The organism is Protofrankia sp. Cr2 (genome assembly GCF_963555885.1).
Classification (GTDB): Bacteria; Actinomycetota; Actinomycetes; order Frankiales; family Frankiaceae; genus Protofrankia.
Window position 1 is genome coordinate 1 of sequence record NZ_CAUVXG010000040.1, and the last position, 10841, is coordinate 10841.

Sequence of the window (10841 nt, forward strand, 5' to 3'; positions counted from 1 at the left end):
CCCTCGCTCCCTTCCTCCCGACGGTGCCGGCCGCGCTGATGTCGCCTGCATGCGGCCATTACTGGCACTATGGAAACGGTTCTCAGCTCATACACGAGAGGTGTATATGCCGCTACAGGAGCATGCCTTCGCCGATGTGGCGGATGTCCGCAGCCGCTTGGAGGCGGCAGGCTACCTCGCGGACCACGCGATCGCCACGACCGTCTTCCTGGCCGACCGGCTGCGCAAGCCGCTGCTCGTCGAAGGACCGGCCGGTGTGGGCAAGACGGAGCTGGCCAAGGCACTGGCTGCCGCGACCGATGCCGAGCTGATCCGACTCCAATGCTACGAAGGCCTGGACGAGGCCCGGGCGCTCTACGAGTGGAACTACAAAAAGCAGCTCCTGCGCATCCAGGCCGGGCGTAATGACGAGTCGTGGGACGAGACCCATGACGACATTTTCAGCGAAGAGTTCCTGCTGGCGAGGCCGTTGCTGGCCGCGATCCGGCGCAACGACCCGACCGTGCTCCTGATCGACGAGACGGACAAGGCCGACGTCGAGGTCGAAGGGCTGCTGCTGGAGGTCCTCTCGGACTTCCAGGTGACGATTCCCGAGTTCGGCACGATTGTGGCGAACCGCCGTCCGTTCGTGGTCCTCACCAGTAACGCGACGCGGGAGCTCTCCGAGGCGCTCAAGCGCCGCTGTCTGTACCTCTACCTGGAGTACCCCTCGTCGGCGCGGGAGAAGGAGATCGTCCTCGCCCGTGTCCCGGAACTGCCCGAACAGCTTGCCGAGGCCATCGTCCGGACCATCCGGGCGCTGCGGGCGATGGAGCTGAAGAAGGCGCCGTCGATCGCCGAGACGATCGACTGGGCGCAGACCGTGCTTGCGCTGGGTATCGACACCCTGGACGAGGATGCGGTGGCATCCACGCTGGGTGTCGTCCTCAAGCACGCGAGTGACCAGGCGCGGGCGATCGGCCAGCTCAAACTCGGTCCGAACTGAGCTGACCTGAACTGACCGGATGTGATCTGGCCTGACGTGGCCTGAGGCGATGGGACGGCCGAGATGAGCGTGCTGGACCGTACGGTGGCGTTCACCGCCGCACTGCGCAAGGCCGGGGTGCCGGTGAGTAGCGCCGAGACCGTGGACGCCTCCCGCGCGCTCGGTGCGGTCGGGCTGCTCGACCGCGGGGCGCTGCATGCGGCGTTCGCGGCGACGATGTGCAAGCGCCCGACCCACCGGGCTACCTTTGACATGTTGTTCGACCTCTACTTCCCGCCGCGGATCGGCGCCGGCCTCTCCGTCGACGATCTCGGCGACCATGGCGGGGGCCGGCCTGAGGACGGCGACGAGCAACAGCGTGGCGACGTCACCGACCTGGATCCGGACATGCTGCGCGAGGTCATGCGCGGTGACCTGCTGGCTGCCCTGCTCGACGGGGACGAGGAGACGCTACGTCGCCTTGCCAGGGACGCCGTGACCGCCCTCGGTTCGACGCCGGGCGGGGCCGGGCAGCGGTCCTGGTTCATGTACCGGGTCATGCGGGCGCTGTCACCGGAGACTCTGATCGCGGACCTGCTGGCCGCGATGCTCGGTGGGGCCACCACCGGCGGTCTTGCCGAGCGGGTCGCCCGACAGACGATCACCGAACGGATCCGCTCGTTCGAGGAGATGGTCGCTGCCGAGGTCCGCCGCCGGCTTGCCGAGGAACGCGGGGTGGACGCGGTGGCGAAGACCGCGGTCAAGCCCCTGGCCGACCAGGTCGACTTTCTCCGGGCGTCCCAGCGTGACCTCGTCGAACTGCGCCGGCAGGTCTACCCGCTGGCACGCCGGCTCGCGACCAGGCTGACCGCTCGCCGCCGGCTGGGGCGTTCCGGCCGGCTGGACTTCCGCCGCACCGTGCGGGCCTCGCTCGCCACCGGTGGCGTGCCGTTGGAGACCTACCACCGTCCGCACAAGCCGCACAAACCCGAGCTCGTCGTCCTGTGCGACGTCTCCGGCTCGGTGGCGTCGTTCGCGCACTTCACCCTGCTGCTGACGCACGCGCTGCGAGAGCAGTTCGCCCGGGTCCGGGCGTTCGCGTTCATCGACACCACCGATGAGGTCACCCGGTTCCTGCGGGGAGGTGATCTCGGGGACATGATGGCGCGGATCGCGGGCGAAGCCGATCTGGTCTGGTTCGACGGGCACAGCGACTACGGGCACGCCTTCGACGTGTTCGCCCAGCGGTATCCCGACGCGGTCGGCCCGAAGACCTCCCTGCTCGTGCTGGGGGACGCTCGCAACAACTATCGGGCGACCGCATCCGGAGTCTTTCGGAAGCTGTGTGCCCAGGCCAGACATTCCTACTGGCTGAACCCGGAGCCGCGTAGTTACTGGGGTTCAGGTGACTCGGTGACCCGCGCCTACGCCGACCTCGTCGACGAGATGGTCGAGTGCCGCAACGTCGAGCAGCTCCAAGCGTTCATAGAACGCCTCCTGCCTTCGTAGCGTTTCGGTTCGTAGCGTTTCGGGCAGCGCCCCCGTCCGGCCGGAAATCGGGGTGAACCGAACGGGCTACCGCTGCGTCCAACGTTGCGACAGCTGATCGCTGACGGAAGGACGGCCACGGTGATGGTCATGGCAGGTTCAGACACCCGGGAGCCGGACGGCCCGGCACACCTACGGCCACCCCGGTCGGGGACCGCCTCAGTTGATGATCCCTTTGCCAAGGTCACATACAGGCGGCGCTGGATGTTCCTCGCGCCCGTCGCCATCGGGATTCTAGCGATCATCGGTGTCGTCCTCATCGTCGGCGGCGGGAAGCCGGACGTGGCTTCCTCGACGGCGGCGCTGCCCGTCGCGCCCGGCATCGCTCGTTCGAACACCGGTTCTGGTCCCGATGCGGGCTCGAGTACCGGTTCCGGCGTCGGAACCGGCGCGTCCACCGATGATTCCGGCTTGAGCGTCAGTTCAGGTTCTGCTGCCGTGCCGGAACCGGGGACAACCGGTGTGACCGAGGCCCAACCGGGCGGGCGCAGCGACCCGGCCCGGCCGGCCGGCGCCGAACCGCGGATCGTCCGCATCGGTTCGGTCTCGCTGTGGGTGCGCCCAGGCGGCGTGGACACGGCCGTCCGGGACATCGAGACCGCGGCCAAGGGGCTGGGAGGCTACCTGTCCGCGCTGGAGAGCAGCGGTACCGCAGCTGCGCAGGACGGTGACGGGCAGCACGCCAACGTCACCCTGCGGGTCCCGAGTGGTTCGTTCGAACAACTGCGCAGCCAGGTCGGGAAGATCGGCGACGTCCGCGCATCGACCGTGTCCACCCGAGACGTGACCGGCCAGTATGTGGATCTGGAGTCCCGGCGCAAGGCGTTGCAGAGTTCCCGGGACACCTATCTGGCGCTGCTGGCCAAGGCCGGGACGATCGGGGAGGTCCTCTCGGTCCGCCAGCAGATCGACAGCGTACAGATGCAGATCGAACAGCTTGAGGGTCAGCGCCAGGTACTGGCCGACTCCAGTGATCTTGCTACCCTCACCGTCGGCGTCAGCGAGCAGGGCGCGGTGACCAAGCCCGGTCCGGCCACCGATGACGGGGGTCTCGGCCGGGCCGCCCGGCTGTCCTGGGACAGGTTCGTCGGTGGCCTGACCGAGGTTGTCGCGCTGATCGGGCCGATGATCCTGATCCTGTCGGCCGCGGCGACGGGCTATGCCGGCTACCGCCTGGCCCGGCGGGTCCGCCGCCGAACCGGGCGGCCAACCCCGCCGGCCCCGCCTGTTGCTCCGATTCCGCCTGTCGCTCCGACCGTTGCGGAACCCTGAGGACCCGTTCCGACGCCGTTGTGACGGGCCTGGGCGCCGCCGTACCTCAGCGAGCGAGGGCGGCGTCCACGACGGACTGCGCTTCGGTGAGGACGGTGTCCAGGTGCGCGGCTCCGCGGAAGCTCTCCGCGTAGATCTTGTAGACGTCCTCGGTACCGGACGGACGCGCCGCGAACCAGGCGTTCTCGGTCACGACCTTGACGCCGCCGATCGCCGCTCCGTTGCCGGGGGCGTGGGACAGCGCGGCGGTCACCGGCTCGCCTGCCAGCGTCGAGGTGCCAAGGTCCGCCGGGGTCAGGGACTTCAGGACCTCCTTCTGCGCGGGGGAGGCAGGGGCGTCCACCCGGCGGTACGCGGGGGCACCGAACCGGCTGGTGAGCGCCTCGTATTGTTGGCCGGGGTCCTGCCCGGTGACAGCGGTGATCTCCGCGGCGAGCAGGCAGGCGATCAGACCGTCCTTGTCGGTGGTCCAGACCCGGCCGTCGCGGCGCAGGAACGACGCGCCGGCGCTTTCCTCCCCGCCGAATCCGAGGGAACCGTCGATCAGTCCATCCACGAACCACTTGAAACCGACCGGAACCTCGACGAGATGTCGGGCCAGCCCGGTGGCGACCCTGTCGATCATGCTGGAGCTGACCAGGGTCTTGCCGATCGAGGCCGTGGTGGGCCAGCCGCCGCGATGCGCGAACAGGTAGGAGATCGCGACTGACAGGTAGTGGTTGGGGTTGAGCAGGCCGGCGCCCGGCGTCACGATGCCATGGCGGTCTGCGTCGGCGTCGTTGGCCAGCGCCACGTCGAAGGAGTCCTTCAACCGCAGCAGCGACGCCATCGCGTACGGCGAGGACGGGTCCATCCGGATCTTTCCGTCCCAGTCGACGGTCATGAAACCGAACCGTGGGTCGACCGCGGTGTTGACCACGTCGAGGTCGAGTTTGTAACGCTCGGCAATGGCCTGCCAGTAGACCAGGCTCGCGCCGCCGAGGGGGTCGACGCCGATCCTGATACCCGCGCCGCGGATCGCATCGAGGTCGACCACGGATGCCAGGTCCTCGACATAGGCCGATACGTAGTCGTGCACGGTCGCGTCCGTTCGGGCACGCTCGGGAGCGACCCGCGAGACACCCCGCAGCCCGGCTGCGAGCAGCGCGTTCGCGCGGTCTTGGATCCAGGTGGTCATGGCGGTGTCAGCCGGCCCGCCGTTGGGCGGGTTGTACTTGAACCCGCCGTCCGCCGGTGGGTTGTGCGACGGCGTGATGACGATGCCGTCTGCGATGCCGAGGGGCTCCCCGGCTGCGCGGCGGGCGTTGTGCGTGAGAATGGCGTGCGAGATCACCGGGGTAGGTGTGGCCTGCCCGGCCGGCGCGATCCGGGTGTCCACCCCGTGGGCGGCCAGTACCTCCAGCGCGCTGGCGAGCGCGGGCGCGGACAGGGCGTGGGTGTCCACACCGACGAACAGCGGCCCGTCCACCTGGTGGGCGGTTCGGTGTTCGCAGATCGCCTGCGTGATCGCGACGATGTGGTCGGCGTTGAAGGACCGGCGCAGCGACGACCCGCGGTGCCCGGATGTTCCGAACGAGACGCGCTGGGACGCCTCGGCGGGGTCGGGCTGGTCGTCGTGGTAGGCGGCCGACAGCGCGTCCACGTCGATGAGAATGTCAGGTGGTGCGGGCTGACCCGCGAGCGGACTCACCGGCATCAGACAGCCTCCTCGAGGCCGGACGTAACGGATGAATGATAAACAAATGACGAACAATAGATGAACGAAAACTGAACAAGAGTGGGTACTGAGTGGAATGGGAGCAGACCCGAACCGGCACGGGCGGGGCGTGGGCATTGACACCGGACTGTGCCAACGGCGACGCCCGAGGTGTACGCGGTCAGCCTACGGCCGTCGTCGCCGACGGTTGTCCGGTGGGGTGCACTGCGGCCCCCCGCGACCGCAACTGCGACCGCGACCGTGACTGGCGCCGAGACGGATGTGATAATTCCGGCGAGACGTCGAAATCACGGCGTGATCCCGTTACGGTCCGTCCGTGAGGCTCGGGGTGATGGGCGGAACCTTTGATCCAGTACACAACGGACATCTGGTCGCCGCCAGCGAGGTTGCGGCTCTGTTCGACCTGGACGAGGTGGTCTTCGTCCCCAGCGGGCGCCCGTGGCAGAAGGCGGACAGGGACGTGTCCCCGGCTGAGGACAGGTACCTGATGACCTTTCTGGCTACTGCGGGCAATCCTCAATTCACGGTTAGTCGGATTGACGTCGACCGGGGTGGATCCACCTACACCATCGACACGCTGCGGGACCTGCACCGGATGCGGTCGCAGGCCACGCTGTTCTTCATCACCGGTGCGGACGCCTTGGCGCAGATCCTCAGCTGGCGGGATGTCGGGGAGTTGTTCGGGCTGGCCCATTTCGTCGGGGTCACCCGGCCCGGCTACCAGCTCGAACTCGACGCGAGCCTGCCCGGCGACGCGGTCAGCCTCCTGGAGGTGCCGGCACTGGCGATCTCCTCGTCCGACATCCGCGCCCGGGTGAGCCGCGGGGCGCCCATCTGGTATCTCACCCCGGACGGGGTGGTGCGCTTCATCGCCAAGAGCGGGTTGTACCGGCCGCGCGACCCCGCCGGCGTCACGTCCGTGCCGGCGCCGTCCGGCCGGTGATGTGACCTGTGACCGGGCCGGTGGCCTGGCCGGTACGCCGGCGCGGGACACATGCGGGAACGTGAAAGCGTTCAGTATGTCAGGCTGGACGGGCGGTAGGCGAACCATGCCGGCCCAGCCCGGCGCCTACGACCGTAATCCATAATCAACAGGCATGTCCCCGACAACCGGAGGCGTCCTAGTGATCCAGTCAGGAGAGGTGTATTCGTGACCGCATCCCCGCGGGCCGTTGAGCTCGCCCTCGAAGCGGCGCAGGCCGCGGCCGACAAGCTCGCCCGCGACATCGTCGTGTTGGACGTCAGCGAGCGGCTGGCCATCACGGACTGCTTCGTCGTCGCGTCCGCCGACACGGAACGGCAGGTCAAGGCCGTAGTTGACGGGGTCGAGGAGCAGCTGCGCCGGCTTGGGGCCAAGCCGCTCCGCCGCGAGGGTGAACGCGAGGGGCGCTGGGTGCTGCTTGATTTTTCCGATGTCGTGGTGCATGTGCAGCACGGTGAGGAGCGAATATACTACGCACTGGAACGACTGTGGAAGGACTGTCCGCAGATCGCCTTCACGGACCGTGACCTTTCTCGCACTGTGGAAGCCGTCGCGCCGGGAGCCGGGCGCCGGTGAGGATCCTGCTGTGGCGACACGGCCGCACGTCGTGGAACGACACCGGCAGGTTCCAGGGTCACGCGGATCCGCCGTTGGACGAGACCGGCCGGGCCCAGGCCCGGTTGGTCGCGCCCGCGGTCCGCGCGCTCGCTCCTGATGTCGTCGTCTCCTCGGACCTGCTGCGTTGTCGGGCGACCGCGGCCGAGCTCGGTGTCCCGGTCCGGATGGACGCGAGGCTGCGGGAGATCTCGCTGGGGGAGTGGTCGGGGCTGACCGCCGAGCAGGCCGCGGTCCGTTTCCCGGCGGAGAACGCGGCGTGGCGGCGCGGCGAGGATGTGCGCCGTGGCGGTGGTGAGACCTATGCGGAGGTCGGCGCGCGGGCGATCGGCGTCCTGGACGATCTCGCCGCCGAAGGGTTCCCGGGTGCGGACGGGCTCGCTGTGCTGGTGCTGCACGGCGGTACCGCTCGCGCTCTCATCGGACGGCTCCTGGACATACCGCCGTCGGCCTGGTGGCGGTTCGGGCCGCTGGGAAACTGCCGCTGGACGCTGCTGCGAAGCGACGACGGAAGGTTCCGGCTGGTCGAGCACAACGGCGGCCCCCTGGCGGTCGCCGGGACCGCCGCGCTCGGCGTCTCCGAAGCGGGTGTGCCCGCCCAGCTCGTCTCGGCCGCCCCGGACATCGAACCGGTACACTCGCCGAGTGCCCCCTAGCGGGCCAAAGGGCGTGCGACGATCGTCAGATCGTGCGCCCGGAGGCCGAGATCCCCGGGTCGCTGACGGAGGTGCTCGGCAGAACCTGTATGGTGTGAACGGTACAAACGAACGGTGAGAGTAAAGCGAACGGTACGAGCAACAAGTGCACGTCTGGGGCTGTGGCGCAGTCTGGTAGCGCATCACACTGGCAGTGTGAGGGTCAGGGGTTCGAATCCCCTCAGCTCCACAAGGGTTGCCATGTTCGAACCCCGGTTGACCACGGTCTGCCGGGGTTGATCTTTTTCGACGGGGAGCGAGTCCTCGGAGTCGTGAAGGACTCCGAGGACGCGGTGCACGCGGTGCACGCGGAGTACTCGCCACTCGTGGAACACGTCGCCGGGCACAACTACCGCCCGAAGATCTTCTGATATGGACGCTCTCCGATGATGACACCGCAATCGATCAAGGACCTCTTCGCCAGCGACATCAGCCGGCGAATCGAGGAGGTCATCAAGGTCGATCAGGACGACGAGGAGATCGTCCGTGACGAGATCGACGAATATGTCGTCACCGACGCCATCCGCGGCCATTACACGAGCATCTTCGACGCCTACCAGCAGACGCCGAACAGGCCGCACGAGGGCATCGCAGTGTGGGTCTCGGGCTTCTTCGGCTCCGGCAAGTCGAGCTTCGCGAAGATGCTCGGGCTGATGAGCCGCCGCAAGCCCGGGCACACGCTGATGTTCGTCGTGGACGAGGTCGGCCAGTTCGTCGCCCGGGATGTGCAGAAGATGCTGGACCTGCAGGCTGTCGTCCAGAGCCTCGGGGTGCGGGGGCGCGGCCGCCACTGGCTGGTGGCGCTCAACGACGCCATAGACCGGGAGATCGTGGAGCTGTTCCGTTCGCGGGAGATGCTCCTGCGAACGGAGCGTGGGACGAAGGGACAGGACACGCCCGCCCTGATGGCGGAGGAACGCCGACGTCAGCGCCCCCACCACGAGGAGCTGCGCCGCCGGCTCCGGAACGCCTGCCTGGCGGGTCGGGTGTACTTCCACGGCAACGACCGCACCCCGATCGACCGGGGGGTGGACGCCGCGCTGTCCGGCCTGCGGGAGGAATGCGCCCGGTTGATCGGGGCTGCCAAGAAGGTCGTGGTGTCGTGACCGATTCCGTCGATCTCGATGCGCTCGCGCGCCGGGAGAACGAGCAGACCGAGTGGAAGGAGAACGTCGCCGACGTCGAGAAGGTGGTGGCGACGCTCGCCGCGTTCGCCAACGACCTGCAGAATCTCGGCGGCGGCTACGTGGTCTGCGGCGTCGCCGAGGACAGGGACGAGCACGGCTTCCCGGTCCTGCGGCGGACCGGCCTCACCGCCGCCCGGCTCAAGGAGGTCGAAGGCAGGGTCCTCTCCCTCTGCCGCGCGAAGGTCTCGCCGCCGATCACTCCCCTCGTCGAGGAGCTCCCGACGGACAACCCGCAGCGGCGGATCCTGGTCTTCGTCCAGCCGGCCACGGGCAGCGCGCACACATTCCGGCGGGATGACGACGGCACCAGGCACTACGTGCGGGTCAGCCGCTCGACGATCGAAGCGCGTAACGGGGTGCTCAAGGATCTCCTGGTGCGCAAGGGTGCCCTCGAGCCATGGGACCGCAGGCCGTGCAACGGCGCCACCGAGGCCGACCTTGACCTGATCGCGTTGCGTGACGCTCTGCAGCGTATGGGCGTCTTTTCCACTGATCGTGGTGTCGAGCCCTACCTGTCGCCCGATGTCTCCATCAGCGCGTTCGTCCCACCCCTGCTCGTGGCCGAGCCCCTGAGTGGCGTCCTACGGCCGCGCAACTTCGCCGTGTTGTTGTTCGGGCGGGAGACCCAACGGTTCATCCCCGGAGCGGTCACCTTTTTCTCCATCTATCCGGGAGCGGACCGCTCAGATCCGCATGCGGAGCGGCACGAGCTGGCCGGCAATCTCCTCGAACAGGCCAGACGGCTGCAGGAACTGTTCGACGTCCAGTCGTACACGGCGTTCGACAAGACCGATCCGGTGTCACCTAACGCGATCAAGTACCCGACACGCGCCTTGTACGAGGCGATGGGGAACGCACTGGCGCACCGCGACTACGAGGTGGCCGACCCGACCCGGCTGACGGTCTTCGCCGATCGCGTCGAGGTCGCCTCCCCAGGCCCGCTCCCCTCGGGAGTCGACATCGAGGTTCTGCGGGCGGGCACGGCCCCGCCCAGGTGGCGGAACCAGGCGCTGGCCTGGTTCTTCGCCCGGATGCAGCTCGCGCAGGCGGAGGGACAGGGAGTTCCCACGATCCTGCGGTTGATGCGGGAGGAGGGAAACCCGCCGCCGGTCTTCGAGGCCGACCAGGTCCGGGTGGTCTGCACGCTGCCCGCGCACCCTCGGCATGCCGCGCTGCGGGATCTCCGCTCGGCCGAACAGGCGCTCGTGCTCGGTGACCTTGATCGGGCCAGGGCGCGGGTCGAGGCAGTGCTCGGCAACGATCCGCTCAACTTCCGCGCGATCCAGCTCTTCGCCGAGGTGCACCTGGCCAGGCGGGACTCCGCCGCTGTCGCCGCCTGGGTACGTACGCACGCGGGCCAGTTCGACGCCCTGCCGTCCCAGGTCCTGCTGCTGTTGGGCGAGGCCGTCGGGACGGAGCAGGCCCGCGACGAGGACCGGCCGCTCGCAATCGACCTCTTGGTGCGCGCGGCCCGCGGGCGGCTGGAGGAGCGCCAGCTGCGGCGCATCGTGGTCGCGATGCGCCGGGCCCACGACGACGAGGGCGCCTACGCGCTGATTGACCGGCAGATGCTGGAACATCCCGAATGGGCGAACAACCCGTTACTGCTCCAGCTGCGCGGCGACGCGCTGATCGGCCTGGCCAAGCGGTGCCGCGAGATGGCGAAGAAGCCGGGCATCGCGCAGCTGACCAGGGAGCGCGCATGGCGGGACTTCCACTCGTACATGGAACAGGCCGAGCGGGACCTGCGTGCCGCCCTGGCGCTGAGCGTCGACCAGCACCTCACCGACCAGATCAACGTCAACATCGCCTTCCTGGCGAAGCTGCGGCGGGCCAACCAGCCCCCGCAGCGGCGCGCGGC

10 protein-coding genes and 1 tRNA gene are annotated in these 10841 nt (G+C 68.6%); 10 read left to right on the forward strand and 1 reads right to left on the reverse strand.

Annotation, left to right across the window (positions count from 1 at the left end):
- Positions 1 to 106 precede the first annotated feature (106 nt).
- The 3 genes from U9978_RS17010 (at position 107) to U9978_RS17020 (ending at position 3784) form a co-directional block, all read left to right on the forward strand.
- Positions 107 to 985, forward strand: a complete 879-nt coding sequence (locus tag U9978_RS17010) for a MoxR family ATPase (protein WP_322762124.1) — start codon at positions 107 to 109, stop codon at positions 983 to 985.
- A 63-nt stretch (positions 986 to 1048) separates the two neighbouring features.
- Positions 1049 to 2473 (forward strand): vWA domain-containing protein, encoded by a 1425-nt coding sequence (locus U9978_RS17015; RefSeq protein ID WP_322762125.1) that lies wholly within the window; start codon positions 1049 to 1051, stop codon positions 2471 to 2473.
- A gap of 129 nt (positions 2474 to 2602) precedes the next feature.
- Complete coding sequence (locus tag U9978_RS17020; protein WP_322762126.1) at positions 2603 to 3784, forward strand: DUF4349 domain-containing protein; 1182 nt, start codon at positions 2603 to 2605, stop codon at positions 3782 to 3784.
- Between the two features lie 46 nt (positions 3785 to 3830).
- Here the strand turns inward: U9978_RS17020 and pgm are convergent, their stop codons facing one another.
- Positions 3831 to 5480, reverse strand: coding sequence for a phosphoglucomutase (alpha-D-glucose-1,6-bisphosphate-dependent) (pgm, locus tag U9978_RS17025; protein ID WP_322762127.1), 1650 nt, complete (start codon positions 5478 to 5480; stop codon positions 3831 to 3833).
- A 337-nt stretch (positions 5481 to 5817) separates the two neighbouring features.
- On the opposite strand from pgm, the gene nadD reads away from it, so the two are divergent.
- The 7 genes from nadD to U9978_RS17060 all read left to right on the forward strand — a co-directional run.
- Positions 5818 to 6444 (forward strand): nicotinate-nucleotide adenylyltransferase, encoded by a 627-nt coding sequence (gene nadD / locus U9978_RS17030; protein WP_322762128.1) that lies wholly within the window; start codon positions 5818 to 5820, stop codon positions 6442 to 6444.
- Between the two features lie 207 nt (positions 6445 to 6651).
- The gene (gene rsfS, locus U9978_RS17035) at positions 6652 to 7059 is read left to right on the forward strand and encodes a ribosome silencing factor (RefSeq protein WP_322762129.1); all 408 of its coding nucleotides are present in this window, start codon (positions 6652 to 6654) and stop codon (positions 7057 to 7059) included.
- Positions 7056 to 7754 (forward strand): histidine phosphatase family protein, encoded by a 699-nt coding sequence (locus U9978_RS17040; RefSeq protein ID WP_322762130.1) that lies wholly within the window; start codon positions 7056 to 7058, stop codon positions 7752 to 7754. The genes rsfS and U9978_RS17040 overlap by 4 nt, the downstream gene beginning before the upstream one ends.
- A gap of 155 nt (positions 7755 to 7909) precedes the next feature.
- Positions 7910 to 7983, forward strand: a tRNA-Ala gene (locus U9978_RS17045).
- 46 nt (positions 7984 to 8029) lie between these two features.
- Positions 8030 to 8164 (forward strand): hypothetical protein, encoded by a 135-nt coding sequence (locus tag U9978_RS17050; protein WP_322762131.1) that lies wholly within the window; start codon positions 8030 to 8032, stop codon positions 8162 to 8164.
- A gap of 15 nt (positions 8165 to 8179) precedes the next feature.
- A complete protein-coding gene (locus U9978_RS17055; RefSeq protein ID WP_322762132.1) occupies positions 8180 to 8899 on the forward strand; it encodes a hypothetical protein in 720 nt (239 codons plus the stop codon).
- Positions 8896 to 10841: ATP-binding protein (locus U9978_RS17060; protein WP_322762133.1), on the forward strand; the 1946-nt coding region annotated here is incomplete at its 3' end. The genes U9978_RS17055 and U9978_RS17060, both read left to right, overlap by 4 nt.

Coding starts and splice junctions, on each gene's coding strand:
- U9978_RS17010 (WP_322762124.1), top strand. CDS start 107: ATGCCGCTACAGGAGCATGCCTTCGCCGATGTGGCGGATGTCCGCAGC.
- U9978_RS17015 (WP_322762125.1), top strand. CDS start 1,049: ATGAGCGTGCTGGACCGTACGGTGGCGTTCACCGCCGCACTGCGCAAG.
- U9978_RS17020 (WP_322762126.1), top strand. CDS start 2,603: ATGGCAGGTTCAGACACCCGGGAGCCGGACGGCCCGGCACACCTACGG.
- pgm (WP_322762127.1), bottom strand. CDS start 5,480: ATGCCGGTGAGTCCGCTCGCGGGTCAGCCCGCACCACCTGACATTCTC.
- U9978_RS17055 (WP_322762132.1), top strand. CDS start 8,180: ATGATGACACCGCAATCGATCAAGGACCTCTTCGCCAGCGACATCAGC.